This is a genomic window from Streptomyces sp. NPDC043176 (genome assembly GCF_056436715.1).
The window spans coordinates 54,157-69,117 of the sequence record NZ_JBWKCA010000023.1; the positions used below are offsets into that span (position 1 = coordinate 54,157).

The 14,961-nt window shown below is 69.3% G+C and carries 30 protein-coding genes; 27 read left to right on the top strand and 3 right to left on the bottom strand.

What is annotated here, in order from left to right; genetic code table 11:
• The 22 genes from AC067A_RS30055 to AC067A_RS30160 form a co-directional block, all read left to right on the top strand.
• Window positions 1-853: DNA cytosine methyltransferase (locus AC067A_RS30055; protein WP_479245743.1), on the top strand; the 853-nt coding region annotated here is incomplete at its 5' end.
• A gap of 35 nt (window positions 854-888) precedes the next feature.
• Window positions 889-2,013: a hypothetical protein gene (locus AC067A_RS30060; RefSeq protein WP_479245745.1), complete on the top strand. Its 1,125-nt coding sequence runs from the start codon at window positions 889-891 to the stop codon at window positions 2,011-2,013.
• Complete coding sequence (locus AC067A_RS30065) at window positions 2,010-2,777, top strand: zinc finger domain-containing protein (protein WP_479245747.1); 768 nt, start codon at window positions 2,010-2,012, stop codon at window positions 2,775-2,777. Before AC067A_RS30060 ends, AC067A_RS30065 begins: the two co-directional genes overlap by 4 nt.
• Window positions 2,770-3,108, top strand: coding sequence for a hypothetical protein (locus AC067A_RS30070; protein WP_479245748.1), 339 nt, complete (start codon window positions 2,770-2,772; stop codon window positions 3,106-3,108). Before AC067A_RS30065 ends, AC067A_RS30070 begins: the two co-directional genes overlap by 8 nt.
• Entirely contained in the window at window positions 3,105-3,413 is a 309-nt protein-coding gene (locus tag AC067A_RS30075; RefSeq protein ID WP_479245749.1) for a zinc finger domain-containing protein, read from the top strand. Before AC067A_RS30070 ends, AC067A_RS30075 begins: the two co-directional genes overlap by 4 nt.
• Window positions 3,410-3,670: a helix-turn-helix domain-containing protein gene (locus AC067A_RS30080; RefSeq protein ID WP_479245751.1), complete on the top strand. Its 261-nt coding sequence runs from the start codon at window positions 3,410-3,412 to the stop codon at window positions 3,668-3,670. The genes AC067A_RS30075 and AC067A_RS30080 overlap by 4 nt, the downstream gene beginning before the upstream one ends.
• A gap of 30 nt (window positions 3,671-3,700) precedes the next feature.
• Window positions 3,701-4,036: a hypothetical protein gene (locus AC067A_RS30085; RefSeq protein WP_479245753.1), complete on the top strand. Its 336-nt coding sequence runs from the start codon at window positions 3,701-3,703 to the stop codon at window positions 4,034-4,036.
• Window positions 4,037-4,111: 75 nt separating this feature from the next.
• On the top strand, window positions 4,112-4,279 hold the full coding sequence (locus AC067A_RS30090) for a hypothetical protein (RefSeq protein WP_479245755.1): 168 nt from the start codon (window positions 4,112-4,114) through the stop codon (window positions 4,277-4,279).
• 58 nt (window positions 4,280-4,337) lie between these two features.
• Window positions 4,338-4,682, top strand: a complete 345-nt coding sequence (locus AC067A_RS30095; RefSeq protein ID WP_479245757.1) for a hypothetical protein — start codon at window positions 4,338-4,340, stop codon at window positions 4,680-4,682.
• Window positions 4,683-4,698: 16 nt separating this feature from the next.
• On the top strand, window positions 4,699-5,709 hold the full coding sequence (locus AC067A_RS30100) for a hypothetical protein (RefSeq protein WP_479245759.1): 1,011 nt from the start codon (window positions 4,699-4,701) through the stop codon (window positions 5,707-5,709).
• Window positions 5,706-5,897 carry a hypothetical protein gene (locus AC067A_RS30105; RefSeq protein ID WP_479245761.1) on the top strand — a complete coding sequence of 64 codons (192 nt, stop codon included), beginning with the start codon at window positions 5,706-5,708 and terminating at the stop codon, window positions 5,895-5,897. The genes AC067A_RS30100 and AC067A_RS30105 overlap by 4 nt, the downstream gene beginning before the upstream one ends.
• The gene (locus AC067A_RS30110) at window positions 5,894-6,202 is read left to right on the top strand and encodes a hypothetical protein (RefSeq protein ID WP_479245763.1); all 309 of its coding nucleotides are present in this window, start codon (window positions 5,894-5,896) and stop codon (window positions 6,200-6,202) included. Before AC067A_RS30105 ends, AC067A_RS30110 begins: the two co-directional genes overlap by 4 nt.
• Window positions 6,199-6,507, top strand: a complete 309-nt coding sequence (locus tag AC067A_RS30115) for a hypothetical protein (RefSeq protein WP_479245765.1) — start codon at window positions 6,199-6,201, stop codon at window positions 6,505-6,507. Before AC067A_RS30110 ends, AC067A_RS30115 begins: the two co-directional genes overlap by 4 nt.
• Window positions 6,508-6,585: 78 nt before the next feature.
• Window positions 6,586-6,765, top strand: a complete 180-nt coding sequence (locus AC067A_RS30120) for a hypothetical protein (RefSeq protein WP_479245767.1) — start codon at window positions 6,586-6,588, stop codon at window positions 6,763-6,765.
• Window positions 6,765-7,001 carry a response regulator transcription factor gene (locus AC067A_RS30125; RefSeq protein ID WP_479245769.1) on the top strand — a complete coding sequence of 79 codons (237 nt, stop codon included), beginning with the start codon at window positions 6,765-6,767 and terminating at the stop codon, window positions 6,999-7,001. Before AC067A_RS30120 ends, AC067A_RS30125 begins: the two co-directional genes overlap by 1 nt.
• Window positions 6,998-7,249, top strand: a complete 252-nt coding sequence (locus AC067A_RS30130) for a hypothetical protein (protein ID WP_479245771.1) — start codon at window positions 6,998-7,000, stop codon at window positions 7,247-7,249. The genes AC067A_RS30125 and AC067A_RS30130 overlap by 4 nt, the downstream gene beginning before the upstream one ends.
• Window positions 7,250-7,399: 150 nt before the next feature.
• Window positions 7,400-7,819, top strand: a complete 420-nt coding sequence (locus AC067A_RS30135) for a hypothetical protein (RefSeq protein ID WP_479245772.1) — start codon at window positions 7,400-7,402, stop codon at window positions 7,817-7,819.
• Complete coding sequence (locus tag AC067A_RS30140) at window positions 7,816-7,998, top strand: hypothetical protein (protein ID WP_479245774.1); 183 nt, start codon at window positions 7,816-7,818, stop codon at window positions 7,996-7,998. Before AC067A_RS30135 ends, AC067A_RS30140 begins: the two co-directional genes overlap by 4 nt.
• Complete coding sequence (locus AC067A_RS30145) at window positions 7,995-8,381, top strand: DUF2493 domain-containing protein (protein ID WP_479245776.1); 387 nt, start codon at window positions 7,995-7,997, stop codon at window positions 8,379-8,381. Before AC067A_RS30140 ends, AC067A_RS30145 begins: the two co-directional genes overlap by 4 nt.
• 27 nt (window positions 8,382-8,408) lie before the next feature.
• Entirely contained in the window at window positions 8,409-8,636 is a 228-nt protein-coding gene (locus tag AC067A_RS30150; RefSeq protein ID WP_479245778.1) for a helix-turn-helix transcriptional regulator, read from the top strand.
• Between the two features lie 9 nt (window positions 8,637-8,645).
• The gene (locus AC067A_RS30155) at window positions 8,646-9,296 is read left to right on the top strand and encodes a hypothetical protein (protein WP_479245780.1); all 651 of its coding nucleotides are present in this window, start codon (window positions 8,646-8,648) and stop codon (window positions 9,294-9,296) included.
• Between the two features lie 96 nt (window positions 9,297-9,392).
• Entirely contained in the window at window positions 9,393-10,292 is a 900-nt protein-coding gene (locus tag AC067A_RS30160) for an HNH endonuclease signature motif containing protein (RefSeq protein ID WP_479245782.1), read from the top strand.
• A 67-nt stretch (window positions 10,293-10,359) separates the two neighbouring features.
• Here AC067A_RS30160 and AC067A_RS30165 read toward each other — a convergent pair whose 3' ends face one another.
• From AC067A_RS30165 to AC067A_RS30175, 3 genes are read right to left on the bottom strand one after another with little or no spacing between them, the layout of a single operon-like run.
• A complete protein-coding gene (locus tag AC067A_RS30165; RefSeq protein ID WP_479245784.1) occupies window positions 10,360-10,767 on the bottom strand; it encodes an NUDIX hydrolase in 408 nt (135 codons plus the stop codon).
• 16 nt (window positions 10,768-10,783) lie between these two features.
• On the bottom strand, window positions 10,784-11,548 hold the full coding sequence (locus AC067A_RS30170; protein WP_479245786.1) for a GntR family transcriptional regulator: 765 nt from the start codon (window positions 11,546-11,548) through the stop codon (window positions 10,784-10,786).
• Between the two features lies 1 nt (window position 11,549).
• The gene (locus AC067A_RS30175; protein WP_479245788.1) at window positions 11,550-12,080 is read right to left on the bottom strand and encodes a UTRA domain-containing protein; all 531 of its coding nucleotides are present in this window, start codon (window positions 12,078-12,080) and stop codon (window positions 11,550-11,552) included.
• Between the two features lie 131 nt (window positions 12,081-12,211).
• Between AC067A_RS30175 and AC067A_RS30180 the strand changes: the two genes are divergently transcribed.
• The 5 genes from AC067A_RS30180 (at window position 12,212) to AC067A_RS30200 (ending at window position 14,955) form a co-directional block, all read left to right on the top strand.
• Window positions 12,212-13,195: a hypothetical protein gene (locus AC067A_RS30180; RefSeq protein ID WP_479245789.1), complete on the top strand. Its 984-nt coding sequence runs from the start codon at window positions 12,212-12,214 to the stop codon at window positions 13,193-13,195.
• 214 nt (window positions 13,196-13,409) lie between these two features.
• Window positions 13,410-13,652, top strand: coding sequence for a hypothetical protein (locus AC067A_RS30185; protein ID WP_479245791.1), 243 nt, complete (start codon window positions 13,410-13,412; stop codon window positions 13,650-13,652).
• A 25-nt stretch (window positions 13,653-13,677) separates the two neighbouring features.
• Window positions 13,678-14,070 (top strand): hypothetical protein, encoded by a 393-nt coding sequence (locus AC067A_RS30190; RefSeq protein WP_479245793.1) that lies wholly within the window; start codon window positions 13,678-13,680, stop codon window positions 14,068-14,070.
• An 84-nt stretch (window positions 14,071-14,154) separates the two neighbouring features.
• A complete protein-coding gene (locus tag AC067A_RS30195; RefSeq protein WP_479245795.1) occupies window positions 14,155-14,343 on the top strand; it encodes a hypothetical protein in 189 nt (62 codons plus the stop codon).
• A 42-nt stretch (window positions 14,344-14,385) separates the two neighbouring features.
• The gene (locus AC067A_RS30200; RefSeq protein WP_479245797.1) at window positions 14,386-14,955 is read left to right on the top strand and encodes a DUF6197 family protein; all 570 of its coding nucleotides are present in this window, start codon (window positions 14,386-14,388) and stop codon (window positions 14,953-14,955) included.
• The last annotated feature ends 6 nt before the right edge of the window (window positions 14,956-14,961 follow it).

Here is a 14,961-nt window from a genome sequence, read left to right on the forward strand (position 1 = left end):
TCTCACCAACCCCGACCGCGCCATCGGTCAGCCGACCATGTGCCTGACCCCGGAGACCCACAACTGGGGATGTGGCTGCCCCACCGACGAACTGCCCCCGGGGCAGCGGATCGGAGACCGGGCCAAGCCCCTTGCCGACAAGACCATCGCCCGCATCGAGGCCGGGCTGAAGAAGTTCGCTCGGCCGGTGCCGATGATGGTCCCGGCCGGAGGGACGTGGCGTGACGCGGCCGTGTCCGTGGCGGAGCCAATGCCGGCCCGCACCACGCGGGAGAACGATGCCCTGATGGTGCCGCCGCTGATGGTCCCGGTCGAAGGCCGGGAGGGAAAGAGCGCGGCATCTGCGCACGGCCCGCTGCGTGCCATGACGACGCGGAACGAGACCGGGCTCGCGTGGCTGCCGTTCATCGCCGAGCTCCGCGGCGGCGGATCCGTCGCCCGGCCGGTGTCCGAGTCCCTCGCCACCGTCACCGCATCCGGCAACCACCACGGGCTCGTCGCCCCCGACGGCACCAGCGAGCACATGCTGATCCCGTACTACGGCAACGGCACCCCCCGCTCCGTGCACGAGCCGATCGGCGCCCTCACCACCCGCGACCGGTACGCCCTCGTCCAGGGCGAGATCCGCATCGACGACGTCCTGTTCCGGATGCTCGAACCGCACGAGATCGGCCGGGCCATGTCCTTCAGCGACGACTACATCGTCCTCGGATCCAAGCGCGACAAGGTCCGCCAGTACGGCAACGCCGTCACGCCGAACGCCGCCGAAGTCCTCGTCTGCGCCCTCGTCGAAGCCGTCACCGGCGAACAGATCGAACGGCACGCCCAACCCCGCCTCGCAGCCGCCGCCTAGACCACCCACCTCTTACTCCAGGAAGCAGACCTCCCATGGCACGTGGCCACGGCCGGATCCTCACCAGCATCTGGGAGGACGCCGACTTCCTCGCACTCGGCGAGCGGGAACAGCGCCTCTACCTGTTCCTCATCTCCCAGCCCAACCTGAACCACGCCGGCCTCCTCGACCTGACCCTGCGCCGCTGGTCCCGCAAGGCGCGCGGCCTCACCTCCGCCGAACTGGAGAAGCTCCTCCAGGCCCTGGAAGAGACCCGGTTCGTCGTCATGGACGAGGACACCGAGGAGCTCCTCATCCGCTCGTTCATCCGCAACGACGGCGTCTGGAAGCAGCCGAAGGTCATGGGCGCCGCCGTATCGGGGGCCCTGGAGATCTCCTCCAAGCACCTCCAGCGGGCCCTGCTCGACGAGATGGACCGCATCCCGCTCGACGAACTCAGCAACGACCCGACGAAGTACCGCGGCGAGGACGGGCCCTCCATCCGGGCTCAGGTCGCCGCTCACATCCAAGCCCTCCACAAGGCCTTCGGAACCCTCACGCCCGACCCTTCCGGAAGGGGTTCCGCAACCCCCTCCGGACCCCCCTCGGCACCCCCCTCCGATACCCCTTCCGAAGGGGGTAAGGAGGGGGGTCCGAAAGCCTCTACGCGCGGGCGCGCGGGCGCGTCACGCGCGCATTCCCCTGCCCCTGCCCCTACCCCTACCCCAGCCCCAGAAGAAGAGGGGGTCGCTGAGGAAGTCGGTCAGAGCGAGATCGTCGTGGTCACCGAAGCCGACTTCGTCGGAGCGGCAGAAGCCGCCCCCGGAGTCGACACCGAGAAGACGGCCAACACCCAGACGATCGTCGGCGAGTGGCTGAGCCGGGTGAACAAGCGGCCTCCGAGCAACGTCATCGGTCAGACCAGCAAGCAGATCAAGAAGCTCCTCGACGAAGGCATCGAACCGGACGACATTCGGGCCGGTCTCGGCCGCTGGATGCGTAAGGGCTCTGCCCCCTCCGCCATCCCCAGCTTCGTCAACGAGGCGATGAACGCCACGTCCCAGCCCTCGGGCAACGTCTTCCGACTGCCCACCGGCCAGCCCCTCGTCGGCACCGACGCGAAGGTCGCCGGCTGGCTTGCCCTCGCCGAACAGCTCCGCCAGGAAGGAGACCCTGCATGAACGCCGACGAGGCCGCCGAACTTCTGGGCCACTGCTCTGGCTTCGATAACCGGCAGCCGTCCATCGTCGCCGCCAAGTCGTGGGCCTCGGCCCTGTACGACGTGCCGCTCGACAACGACACCAAGGCCGCCGTCGCCGCCTACTACACGACCCCGCCGCAGAACCCGAACGAGCGGCTGTGGATCCTGCCGCACCACGTCCGCACGCTCCGGTCGAAGATCCGCTCCGCCCGGCTGGAGAACTTCCAGTACGAGCCCATCGCCAACGAGACCACCGCCGAGTACCTCGCCCGCTACCGCGGCCAGGTACAAGCCATCGCCAGCGGACGATTCCCCGCCCCCACGGGCAGGCTCCAGCTCGAAGGCGGACCGCACCCCGGAGTTCAGGCCGAACTCGAAGGCCGCGGCTGGCAGGGCAACCGAACCGTGCCCGACGAGGACGCCACCATCCCGCAGCCCCGGCTCGCCGACACCGTCCGCCGCCCCGGCCCCCTCGGTGTCGTATGCCCGGCCTGCTCCGCCGAACTCGGCCGTCCGTGCAAGGGACCCGTCGCCACCGCCAAGCACCCGCTGGGCAAGCCGCTCGCCAAGCCGCACACCGCCCGAATCCGTGTCGCAGCAGGCGAAGCGGCACCCGACCCGGCCCGGCAGGCCGCCGAGGAAGACCGCATCCGCGAAGCGTCCCGCCGCGCACTGCAGCGGATCGCTGAGGAACAGGCCATCCCTGACGCCGAGATCGTCGAAGAGGAGACGCCCGATGAGTGAGCTCACCCCCGAGGACATCGCCGCGATCCGCAAGGAGGACGGCGGCCTGCGTGCCCTCCTGCGGGCCCAGATCGACATCGGCAAGGCGCGGCGCCAGCAGCCTGCCCCGAAGCCCGTCAGGCGCCCCACAGGCCGCGCGCCGGGCGCCTGGCCGACCGGGACCACCCCCGTCGAGCGGCAGCCCTCCCGGCACACGGCAGCCGACTGGACCCGCGCCCTCGACGAGTACCGCCAGTGGCTCACCACCGCCGACCACCCCGAGTTCATGGACGAAGGCCAGATCTGCGGCTGCACCGGCTGCACCCCGCCCGCCAAGAAGGAGGACCAGTGACCATCCGCCCCAACGCCCCGATGCCCGTCGAGCTCCGCCACTTCATGCGCGCCGGCCAGCACCCCGCCCGGTCCGTCGCCTGCCCCCACTGCGGGGCCGCCGCCCACCGGCCCTGCCGCATCCCCGCCAACGGCCGCACCCTCAACAAGCCCCACCCCCAACGCATCGCAGCCTGGGCCGAGACCACCGCCTGCTGCCCCCACTGCCAGGTCGCCCCCGGCACCCCCTGCCACAACGACGGCTTCCCGCTCCCCGACCAGGTGCACAACCGGCGCCTCCTCGAAGCAGAGGAGATGGCCGCGTGAAGATCCGCCCCGACATCGCCAGCCTCGTGCACGCCGGCCACACGGACGCCTCCATCGCCCACCGCCTCCGCTGCGGCCGAGGAACCGCCAACGAGACGCGGAGGGCCATCAGCGCCCTCGACCGCCTGTACGCCGAAGAGGTGCCGACCGGCCAGGTCCGCGACTACCGGCCCGAGCGAATGCCGACCTCGCCCGCACAGCAAGCCGCCAACCGGGCCGCACTCCTCGCCGCCCTCCGCACCCCCGCCGCCGGCTGACCCGCCACCACCACACACCCAGGAGACACCGTGACCGAGCAGCCCGAGCCCGTCCCCTTCGTCCAGCCGACCGGATGCTTGGTCTCCTGCCTCCCGGAAGGCCACGGCGACCGTTGGACCTTCACCGCGCGGGTCGTCCACAAAGGCGGCGGCCGGTTCGCCGTCCGTCACGGCCTGAAGTGGTGGAGCACTGAGGGCGGCTGGGAGTACGAGCCCGGCTGGACCGAGGACGACGACCCGGCCGAGGAGGCGTGGAAGAAGGCGCACACCTTCGACTACGACACCGCCGTCCAGCACGCCTGCCGCTTGGCCCCGACGCTCACCTACCGCGGCTACACCGTCGCGGACGCCCTCGCTGCCGCCTGACCCATGCCGCAGCCCTCCCCGCAGTCGAAGTGCGGGGAGGGCCAGGCACCCACCGTAAACCGACAGAAGCACGCCATGCCCATCACCGCCACCTACCAGGTCCGTTGCGACGCCTGCTTCGGCGTCATGGACGGCGACTACGACACCCGCGACGACGCCGAGAACGCCCGCCAAGCCCTCGGCTGGGACGACCTCAACGGCGGGACCGCCTGCCCGGAGCACAACACCCGCCCGTCCGCCTGACCCCAGCCGTCTGCCGGGTCGTCCCCGTGACGGCCCGGCCCACCCACCAGGAGCAAACGTGATCCGCAACCTCACCCCGCACCCCATCCGCGTCTACGAATGGGCCCGCGAGGACGGCAACGACGACCTCGACCTCCAACTCAAGTACGTCATCGACCCCGAACCCGTTCCCGCCCGCCTCGCCACCATCGAACTTGGCACCCAGGCGGACGGCACAGAGCTTGTTGAGTACGGGCACTCCGAGAACCTGCCTCGTAAGCAGGACGGCTACCGGTACGTCGTGTCTCTGCCCGTCGCCCTGGCCCTGGCGCCCCGGCGCAGTGACCTCCTCGTCCCGTATGCCGAGGTCCGCAACGCGTCCGGCACCGTCATCGGCTGCCGTGCCCTCGCCCAGCCCGTCTGACAGTCAGGAGCCCACCATGACCTTCGAGTACCGCGACCACACCGGCGACGCACTGGTCGTCCACCAAGCCGCCACGACCTCAGGCCCCGAGGTCGCGATCCGGGTCAACGACGGCGTCGCCGTGTACGTCCCCCTGGACCGCGTCGAGGAGGTGGTCGCCGGGATCCGGGACGCCGCCCGCCAGACCGGCGGACAGCAGCCGGACACCGAGACCGTCGTCGCCTACCGCAGCGTCTACGCACCCGACCTCCTCTTCTGCCGCGCGCACAAGCAGGACTGGCCCGGCTTCACCCCGCTCACCTCCGACGACCTCCCCGACGGCGGCATCTGCACCTGGGGCCGCGAGTACGGCCACGAGTGCGGACGGGACGTCCTCATCCCCGCCGCCGCCGGGATCCGGGACGCCGCCCGCCAGACCGGACAGCCGGACACGGCGCCGTGGATCGCCGACGGACGGCACGGACCCACCCCCGACGAGGCCCAGCAGTTCATCCGCCACATGGCCACCGAGCACTCGGCCGCCACCCACGTCTGCGGCAACTGCGACGGCGTTGACCCGGCGACTTGTCTCACCAACCCCGACCGCGCCATCGGTCAGCCGACCATGTGCCTGACCCCGGAGACCCACAACTGGGGATGTGGCTGCCCCACCGACGAACTGCCTTCCCGCCGGATGGAGGAGGCGATCACGATCCTCCACGACGCCATGCAGCAAGGCGTGCAGGACCCTGTCACCCGGCAGAAGCTGATCGGCCAGCTCGTTGCCGCGTGCCGCCATGTCGAGGAGCTGCGCCCCGTTGCCGGGCTGGACGCCGCCCAGCCGGCCAACGAAGCCCGGCCCGCCCAGCACCGGTGGCACATCCAGGGCCACGACGCCGACGAGTGGAACCCCGTCTCCAGCTACAGCCAGGACTGGGAGACTGCGCAGCTTCGACGCTCCCAGGTCCAGGCCCGCTACCCGGACATGCCCACCCGCGTCGTGCGGGAGACGACCACGTGGACCGTCGAGGAGGACGAGACCCGATGACCCAGCCCAACGACCGCGTCCAGCTGCGAAGCGGGCGCCTCGCCCACGCCGCCCACCCCGGCGCGGAACGACGCTTCACCCTCTGCGGATACCCCACCAACAAGCGGGACCACTGGCTCCCCGACGACGAGCCCGTCACCTGCCGCACGTGCCTGCGCCGCATGGCCGACGAGGAGACCAGCCGATGACCCAGCCCAGCCCCGCCGACTTCCCGCCCGGCCTACTCGCCTATTTCGAGGAGAGCGTCCGACGCCGAGAGGCGGACATCGACGCCCGCCTCGCCGAACTCACCCCCCGCGAACGGTCCCTCGTCCGCGACGCCGCCGTCATGGGCTACGTCCTCGGCCGCCGCCACCCCGACGACGAGCCCCACCCGAAGGACGAGCCGGTCTTCCGGGGCGTCGTCTACGCCACCCTCCGTGAGACCGGCAACTACTACGCCGTCCTCCGAGGCGCCGCCCACCAGTACACCGAGCAGGGAGACGACCAGTGACCCAGCCCGAGCCCGCCCAGACCCGGCACACCGTCGACACCATCACCGACCCGGAACTCACCCGGCTGTACGACGAGCGCGAAACCCTTCGCGCCGTCTGCGCCAGCAACAAGCGCGCCTACGTCGGAGCCGTCACAGACGCGATGGCCGCCGACGAACGCGCCAAGGAGGCCGAGGCCAAGCTCGCCGGATACGAAGCAGCCGTCGCTGAGATCCGCGCCGAACTCCTCCACTGGGACGGCGTCGTCATCCACCGCATCCGTGCCGCCCTCGACGCGCACACCACCGGGCCGACCACCACCTGACACCCACAGACCCCCGACAAACCCCCGGGGCGCGCCACCAACCGGCGCGCCCCCAGCCCCACCCGCAAGGAGAGCGCCGTGACCGCCACGCAAGAGCCGCTCTGGCCCGACGGCTGGGAAGCCGAAGCCGACGCCAAAGCCGGCACCTACCGCCGACGCCGCCGCTGGGCCAAGACCGTGCCCGCCGACCACGGCCGCTCACCCGCCCGGCCGCAGATACCCCACCGGCCCGTCGTCAACGTCTGCAGGAGCCTGTGATGGACCTGTCCCCGCGGCAACTCGACATCGTCCGCCTCGCCGCCGACGGACACACCGACCAAGCCATCGCCCACCACCTCGGCCTCAGCCTCCACACCGTCCGCGACCAATGGCGCGCAGGCATCAAGCCCCGCCTCGGCGCCGTCGACCGCACCCACGCCGTCGCCATCGCCGTCCTCGCCGGCCTCGCCACCGCCGACCACATCCACCCCCGACAGGAGACCGCCGCCGCATGAGCCGCTATCTCGACACCCTCCTCGCGATCGCCAGCGCGGCCGAACAGCGGCCCCTCACCGCATCCGAAGCCGAGACGCTCCGCGAGCAACTGCGGGCCCTGGACGCCAACCGGCGGCAAGTCCAAGGGCTGCAGACCGCACTCCACACAGCCCGGCAGGAAGTCGACCTGATCGCCGGAGTCGTGGGGCCCCTCATCGGAGGCAGCGCGAGGGACGTCAAGCAGTACCTGGCCGCCCGCCGCACCTAGCCCCTGAGCCAGAACAGGCCCGAGACGGCCCGGAAAGGGGCCTCTCGCGGCCTGGGGGCCGCCAGACGAACTCCGCGACGCTGGGCCGCGAAAGCGCCAGCGAGGCCCACGGCCCTCCCGATCCGCCAACGGCGGCCGAAAGGAACCGAAATGACCGATCCCGCCCCCGACCCCCGCGCCGTCCTCCTCGACACCATCTCCACCGCGCTCAACGCGGCCGGCCTCTGGCTCCCCGTCGAAGGCAAGAAGGCCGTCGCCGACGCCGTGCTTGCCCTCCAGGAGCAGGCATGCGTCCGCGCCGAGACCACCGACGAGGAACTCGTCGACCAGATCGCCGCAGCCATCTATGAATGGGCCGCCCAGCCCCACAAGTGGCCCGACGCTCACCACCACGACGTCCTTGCCTACCGCGGCGATGCCCACGCCGTCATGCCCATCGTCGAGCGCCTCCGCGCCGACGACCAGGCAGCCATCACGCGCCTTCAAGCGCTCGCCGACGAACTCGCCGCCGACTCGCCAGACATCTCCCAGCGTATCCGCGACGCCATCAAGCCGAAGGAGCAGACGTGAACAACCGCATCGACTGCGAGCAGTCCTGCGCCATCCCCGACGGCGTCGAACTGAGGGAAGTCCCGCGCCCCCGGCATGACTGGGGCGACGTCTTCAACTGCCCCAACGACGGCTGCGAGAAGTCGTTTGTCGTCCGCCAGGGCGAACAGCCCGTCGATCAGTCCGAGGAGCAGTCGTGACCCAGCCGTACCGGATCCTCGTCACCGGCAGCCGCGACTGGCCCGACATGGACCGCCTCTACGCCGTCCTCGCCACCGCCGTCTACCAGCACCTGCCCGCCGTCATCGTCCACGGAGCCTGCCCCAACGGAGCCGACGCCCAAGCCGCCTGGTGGGTCCGCATGCACGGCCGAACCCTCGGCATCACCGAAGAACGCCACCCTGCCAACTGGCGGCCCCACGGACAGTTCGACAGGGCAGCCGGCTTCCGCCGCAACGCCGAGATGGTCGCCCTCGGCGCCGACATCTGCCACGCCTTCATCCACAACGGCAGCCGCGGAGCCACCCACACAGCCGATCTCGCCGAGAAAGCTGGCATCCCCGTCCGCCGCTGGACCACCTGACCCGCCACAGCCCGAACGGAGACCGCCGTGGACCACGACCCCGCTATCTGCCTCCGCACCCAACTGAAAGCGGCACTCCAGCACGCGGGCCTCAGCCAAGCCCAAGTGGCCCGCGAACTGGGCCTCAGCACCAAACACATGAGCCACATGCTCACCGGCCGGGCCCCACTCACGATCACCTGGGCCAGCCGCATCGCCGCCCTCTGCGACGCCCGCATCGAAGTCCACGTCCTCGCCGGCCGCACCACCCGCTAGGAGACCGCCGTGAACGACCTCGCCACCTGCACCGGATGCCACCGTCAGCTGTACAACGACGAACTCCAAGTCGGCCGGTACGCGTGCCGCCTCTGCGAGCAGCGGACCTTCGACACGCTGCGAGCCCTCCCCGCCCTCTTCGCTCAGGTCGACAACCTCGCCAGCCTCCTCAAGGGAACCGGTCAGACCACACGCACCAGCGGCGGACGGGAAGCCCCCGCTCCCGTCCGCATCCCCGTCCTCAGCGACATGTCTGACGGCGGCGTGGTCACCGAACTCCAGGCAGTCGCCGACGCCTGGTTCATTGCCCTCGGATTCACCCCCGGCCGCAAACTCCACCACAGCGAAATAGGGCACGCCGTTACCCCGCTCATCAACAACCTGCGCTGGGCCTGCGAGGACTACCCCGAGGTCGCCACCGACCTCACGACCATCAACGGCATTCACGCACGGCTCACTCAATACGTCACAGGCGACCGTGGCCCCCGCAAATTCACCGTCTACTGTGCCACCGGCGACTGTGCCGGCGAGATGCTGATCAGTCTCGCAACCGACGATCGCAAGTGCTCACAGTGTGGCACCGAGTATGGGCGACGCGAACTCCTCAATCTGGAGTCGAGTTTCACTGGACGCCGCGAAAAGAAAGTGAATGCTGCATAGGAAAAGCCCCCATAAGGGGGTTGGAGCAGCGACAATTAAAGAACCCCGGGGTCGGCGCAACGACGCCCGGGGCAAGCCGACTGGATAGGAGTCGACATGACGGATCGTACATGCCTTCTGTGTCATCAGAGGCACTACGCCCGAGGCTGGTGCAAGAGTCACTACAACCGCTGGAACCGATACGGCGACCCCCTGCACATCCCCAAACGACCGACAGACGTCGAGCGCTTCTGGAGCAAGGTTGCCAAGACGGAAACCTGCTGGCTATGGGAGGGTCCCGCCCGGAACGGATACGGGCTGTTCGCCTGGGGTGGGAGGAAGGCGCATCGGGCCACCGGAGCCCATCGGTATTCCTACGCTCTCGTCAACGGGGAGATCGACGCAGGACTCGTAATTGATCACCTTTGTCGCGTCCCCCTCTGCGTCCGCCCCGATCACTTGGAGCCGGTCACGCAACGCGAGAACATCCTTCGGGGTGTTGCTGCGCCAGCGTTCAACCATGTCAAGACTCACTGCCTCCATGGCCACGAGTTCACGGAGGAGAATACTAGGCGAGGAGTAAACGGACATCGCGCCTGTCGAAGCTGCGACAAAGAGAACGCCCGTAGGCGCCTCAGAGAAAGGGGCCTCGCCGGGGTTGTGAGCACTAAGTCCCGCATCCAGTTGCGCGGCATAGTGGAGCAGAATCCTGAGGCATCCACCAAGCAGCTCGCGACGCTGCTGGGATGGAGCGTGAGCCACACAGCACGCGTGAAGGCGGTTGAGTTCGGGACCAAGCCGAGGGCCCGTAGCGCTTGCCGGATAGATGAATGCGATGGTCCGGTCGCAGGAAGAGGTTGGTGCAGGAAGCACTACTGGAAGTTCCGCACATACGGGGACCCCCTCTTTGAGTATGTCCGGGTCGAGCGTAAGTGTGAGATGGAAGAGTGCGACCGTAAGCACCTTGCACGTGGACTTTGTGGGGTTCATTACAGGCAACAGCACCGCACGGCGTAGGCCGCAAGCAGCGAAGATGCAGGAGAGCCGCCACCCCTCTGGGTGGCGGCTCTCTGTGCGTTCAGCCTCAGGTGCCCAGCGTCTCATTGAGGTACTCCTGCACCGGCCCGAAGAGCCCCCACGGCACGTAGTCGGGGATCTCGCCCAGCCGGATCCAGGCGACCTCCGCCAGCTCCTCCTCGTCCGCGACCCGCGCCTCGCCGCCGACGACCTCGCAGGCCACATAGGACATGTGCCGGCCGGTCTGCGGGTGGACGCGCTCACCGAGCGAGCGGACTGCCTTCACCTCCAGGTCGACCTCCTCGGCCGTCTCCCGGACCGCGGCCTGCTCCGGGGACTCGCCCGCCTCGATGCCGCCGCCCGGGAACGCCCACAGGAGCTTCCCCTCCCGCTCCCGACGCCGGATCATCAGCACCTTGTCCCCAGCGGTGATGATGGCCGTCGAGATGCCCTGCTCAGTCGTCTGCTCGGTCACGCCAGTGCCTCCAAGATCAGGGCAGCTCGATGTGGTAACCCATCTTGAACCGATGCGCGGGCTTCGCAAGCACCGTCACTTCGATCGGGGTCACGTCGTCGCTGTACACAACACGGAAGACCTCCAGAACCGGGACATCCCGCGGGATCTCCAGTGCCACGTACTCCTCGGTTGTAGCTGGCCGCGCTGCCACCACGTCGTCCTGCGAACGAGTCGGGTAGCCCATCTCCTCCAGCAGCGCCGGGGATCCGCCGGGGATGAGTCGACGATCAGCCAGCCTGGTTCCGCGCGCAAGCTCGATCGGGTAGTACGAGTGGACGAGCTCGGCAGGCCGGTCGTCAAGAAACCCGATGCGTGATCGCAGCATCGCGCTACCACCCGCTTCGAGTCGCATGGCGCGCGCCACCTCGGCTGGTGGAGTCACCTCCGCCACTTCCAACATGCGGTACTTTCCGCGCTGCTGGCGCTTGCTGGCTTCGGTCAGCCAGCGGTGCGACTGGCCGGCCGCCGCTGGCGCGATGTAGTGGGCGGGCGTAATCGTCTGTGAGTACTCGTTTCGAACGAAGACGCCAACGCCAGCACGCCCCTCAAGGAACTTCTCGTCTTTGAGGATCTGAAGGGCCTTCTGGATGGTGACGTTCGTCGTTCCGTAGAGGCGCTGCAGCTCCTCGTTCGACGGGGCCTTGCGGCCCGGCTCCCAGTCGCCCGCCATGATCTTCTTGCGGATGTCGGCGGCAATCCGTTGGATGAGAGGCCGCTTGTCCTCGTGCGCCTCGGGCATGTCAGCCGACCTCGATCTCGTAGTGGAGGCGGCGGGGCGCCTTCATGACCATGAGCTGCACTTCGTAGGGGTTCCCATCTTCGGTGGATGTCGTGCGGAGCAAAGCGAGAACGCTTGCGCCAGTCGGCAGGGAGAGGGCCGTGCGTTCAAGGTTGTCGGCGGCACGGAACTCCAGGTCCTCGGCTACGTGGCGCGGCTGATAGCCGAGCTCCGCGAGCAGGGTTGGCGCACCCCCTTTGATCTTGCGCTTCTCGGCCAGCGCAGTACCCTGCGCGACCGTCAGGGGGTAGAAGGAGTCGGCGAGCTCGATTGCGGCGCCATCCATCAGGATGAGCCGCCGGCGGACCACCACCCTGTCTGTAGGGCGGAGCCGGAGAGCCTCGGCTACTTCCGGCGGGGCGGGCACCTCGGTTACCTCCACCAGCCGCTGGGCGCCTCGCTGGCCAGCTTCGAGGGTCCAGGCGTCGGGTTGGCCCTGGTCTTGCGCGGTCACGTAGTCAGCTGTCTGAGACTTTCGATCGTTCTCGGCCATGTGGTGGCTCCCCTTCCTGGACGGCGATCTGCCTCCTGACCTCTCCAACCTTAGTCCCTTGATACTACGGCAAGTCCTACCTCGCCCGTCTGGTTGCCGCCGCGGCAGCCCTGGACCCCAGCGTTCGGATCGTGCTCATCTCCGGCAAGGTCAGCCCCGACTGGCTACCCCTGGAAGAGATCGCCGACAAGTACGTCGTCGGCGCCGACCCCGACGCCGTGCGGAAGGTCCTCGACGTCCTCGACGAGACGATCGCCGACATGCAGGGCGTCGGCGCCGAGCTGACCCGCCTGTACCGCGAAGAGCCGGCCAGCTGCCCCGAGGGCAAGCTCACCAAGGACCTGACCCAGCGCCCCGGCATGGGACCCACCCTCGTCATCGTCGAGGAGCTGCAGGAACTCCTCGATGCCGCCGCCCTCATGAAGGTGAAGACCAACGACGACGAGGACGGTGAAGGAGCCCGCTCCCGGCCCGCCAAGGACGTCATGGTCGAGTCCATGGCCCGCTTCGTCCGCGTCGCCCGCTTCGTTGGCGGCATGGGCATGTTCATCACCCAGCGGCCCGACTCGAACTCGGTGCCTACCGCCCTGCGCGAGGTGTGCGTCAAGCGCGCCAGCTTCCGAGTCAAGGGCGACAACAGCGCCAAGATGGTCCTCGGCAGCGACGCCGTCACCAACGGCGCCGCGCCGCACCTGCTCACCGAGGACTCCAAGGGTGTCTTCGTCCTCGACCAAGGCGCCGAGGAAGGCCACTCCACCCAGCGCGGCGACGTCATCGACCTCCCCGACTTCCTTGCCATCTGCAGGCGCGGCCGACAGCTTCGTATCGACGCGGGCACGCTGACCGGGTACGCCGCCCAGCGCGGGAAGCCGGCCGAGGTGCCGCCCGAGGCCCAGCTCGTTGCTGACGCGATCACGGTCATGCGCCAGGCCGGTGTCACCCGGATGCGGACGGAGGACCTTGCGAACGAACTGGGCGTGGAAGCTGGCGACCTGCGCGACCTCATGGAAAAGGCGGGCGCTGGCAAGCCCGGCGGACTGGGCGAGATGCCCGGCGCGAAGAACCCCCGCGGCTACAAGCTCGACACCCTCCAGGCCCTCGCTCGCCGCCCGTAATGCCCTGATCATCCCCCTGCTCGGGCCTGCTCGCAGCTGCTAAGTCGCAGGTCAGGCCCTGCTCACTCCGCTGCTAGCCGCTGCTTGAACCCTGCTCGCGAGCACCTGCCGAGCAACATCCCAACCACTCCTGACCTGCGCCTTAGCGGCACCCTCATGCCATCGAGCACCCGAAATCACCCAATATGCACCCACCCCGGAAGGGGTCCGCGCCATGCACCTCAAGCCCTGCTACCAGCCCACCCGGACCGACGCCGCCGCCCTCGCCCGCGACGCCCAACCCGGCGACCGGCTCTACGCCTTCTCCGCAGAGTTCATCGTCACCAACGACAAGAGCGCCCTCGGCAGCCCCATGGTCCGCCCCGCAGACAACACCGCCAGCGCCGGCTCCATCACCATCCCGCAACTCCTCGCCCACTGCGGCGCCGTCTTCACCCAGCCCCTCAACCACGCCTGACCCCACCCACCGAAAGGACCCCGACATGAGCCTCCAGCCCACCTACCAGGCCACCCGCGGCAGCGAGAAGAAGTTCCTCCGCGACATCAAGCCCGGCGACACCCTCTTCGTCATCAACGAGCACTCCGACCGCGGCAAGACCTACAGCGAGTGGGTCGTCACCAACAAGACGGACTGGGTGGGTCACCGCATGGTCGAGTCGCCCAGCCACGGCGGACGCATGAGCGCCCAGAGCCTCCTCCGCCAGGAACGCGAAGTCCTCACCAAGCGGCCCACCCACCTTCCCAACCTCGGCGCCCGAGACAGCCACAGCGCCTACACCGAAGACGCCCAGCGCACCGCCAAGCTCGTCGGCGACCTGCACGCGATGGAAGCCTCCAACGCCCTCGCCGAGCGCTACCGCCTCGCCCGCCGCTGACCGACTGCCCGCTGCCCGATCCGCCTGACACGCACGGGCGGTGAGGGGAGCCGGGACAGCCCCGACCCCAGAAAGGGACCAGCCATGAGCAAGCCGAGCATCGGCGACCGCATCGGAATCGCCCTCCACAACACCGGCGTCCGAGTCGCCGGCGCCAAGGGAGCAAGGGCCGCGGCCGCCGTCTCTGACGTCCTCATCGGGCGTCACGTCGAGGAATGTGACGACCGCTGCGGCGACTGCGGAGAGATCGAAGCGCTGCGCCGCCAGCGCTAACGCCCTCGCCAACCACCTGCCACCACCCGAAGGAGATCCGAGATGACCGCGTCGACCGCCACCCGCCCGACCGACCTGACGGTCGACGCGGCCAGCCTCATCGCCGACATCGAGGCCTACCTCGCCGACCAAGCCCCGCGCACCGCCCACCCGCTCGTCACCAAGACCACCGACCAGCTCGTCGCCGAAGCCCTCACCGCCCCCGCGGCCCAGCCCGGCACCACGGCGCCGGCCCTGACCGCCCCGCGGCGGCTGTGGCGGATCATCCCCGACTGGGCCCTCACCCTCACACCCGCCCGCCGCCTGCACGGCGCCGGCCGCCAGATCACTGTCACCCAGCACCTCGAACTCACCGCACTCGTCATCCAGCAGTACGGATGGAACCCCCGCGGACTCCGGACCCTCAGCGGCCGACGGTGCATCCTCGGCGCACAGGAAGTCCTCTACCGGCTCGGCTACGGCGACGAGGACACCGCCCTCGCCGCCGGGCGGGCCATACAGAACGTGCTCCGGCGGCGGGGGATCAGCGAGGCGTACCCCGCGTGGAACGACCGGCCTGGGCGGACCCTAGAGGAAGTTCTGCACCTCATTCGCGAAGCCGTCAACAGCTAGCCCGCA

Excerpts from the sequence above, each read along its gene's own strand:
- AC067A_RS30060 (WP_479245745.1), top strand. The coding sequence starts at position 889 with ATGGCACGTGGCCACGGCCGGATCCTCACCAGCATCTGGGAGGACGCC.
- AC067A_RS30065 (WP_479245747.1), top strand. The coding sequence starts at position 2,010 with ATGAACGCCGACGAGGCCGCCGAACTTCTGGGCCACTGCTCTGGCTTC.
- AC067A_RS30070 (WP_479245748.1), top strand. The coding sequence starts at position 2,770 with ATGAGTGAGCTCACCCCCGAGGACATCGCCGCGATCCGCAAGGAGGAC.
- AC067A_RS30090 (WP_479245755.1), top strand. The coding sequence starts at position 4,112 with ATGCCCATCACCGCCACCTACCAGGTCCGTTGCGACGCCTGCTTCGGC.
- AC067A_RS30100 (WP_479245759.1), top strand. The coding sequence starts at position 4,699 with ATGACCTTCGAGTACCGCGACCACACCGGCGACGCACTGGTCGTCCAC.
- AC067A_RS30105 (WP_479245761.1), top strand. The coding sequence starts at position 5,706 with ATGACCCAGCCCAACGACCGCGTCCAGCTGCGAAGCGGGCGCCTCGCC.
- AC067A_RS30110 (WP_479245763.1), top strand. The coding sequence starts at position 5,894 with ATGACCCAGCCCAGCCCCGCCGACTTCCCGCCCGGCCTACTCGCCTAT.
- AC067A_RS30125 (WP_479245769.1), top strand. The coding sequence starts at position 6,765 with ATGGACCTGTCCCCGCGGCAACTCGACATCGTCCGCCTCGCCGCCGAC.
- AC067A_RS30130 (WP_479245771.1), top strand. The coding sequence starts at position 6,998 with ATGAGCCGCTATCTCGACACCCTCCTCGCGATCGCCAGCGCGGCCGAA.
- AC067A_RS30135 (WP_479245772.1), top strand. The coding sequence starts at position 7,400 with ATGACCGATCCCGCCCCCGACCCCCGCGCCGTCCTCCTCGACACCATC.
- AC067A_RS30160 (WP_479245782.1), top strand. The coding sequence starts at position 9,393 with ATGACGGATCGTACATGCCTTCTGTGTCATCAGAGGCACTACGCCCGA.
- AC067A_RS30170 (WP_479245786.1), bottom strand. The coding sequence starts at position 11,548 with ATGCCCGAGGCGCACGAGGACAAGCGGCCTCTCATCCAACGGATTGCC.
- AC067A_RS30175 (WP_479245788.1), bottom strand. The coding sequence starts at position 12,080 with ATGGCCGAGAACGATCGAAAGTCTCAGACAGCTGACTACGTGACCGCG.
- AC067A_RS30185 (WP_479245791.1), top strand. The coding sequence starts at position 13,410 with ATGCACCTCAAGCCCTGCTACCAGCCCACCCGGACCGACGCCGCCGCC.
- AC067A_RS30190 (WP_479245793.1), top strand. The coding sequence starts at position 13,678 with ATGAGCCTCCAGCCCACCTACCAGGCCACCCGCGGCAGCGAGAAGAAG.
- AC067A_RS30195 (WP_479245795.1), top strand. The coding sequence starts at position 14,155 with ATGAGCAAGCCGAGCATCGGCGACCGCATCGGAATCGCCCTCCACAAC.
- AC067A_RS30200 (WP_479245797.1), top strand. The coding sequence starts at position 14,386 with ATGACCGCGTCGACCGCCACCCGCCCGACCGACCTGACGGTCGACGCG.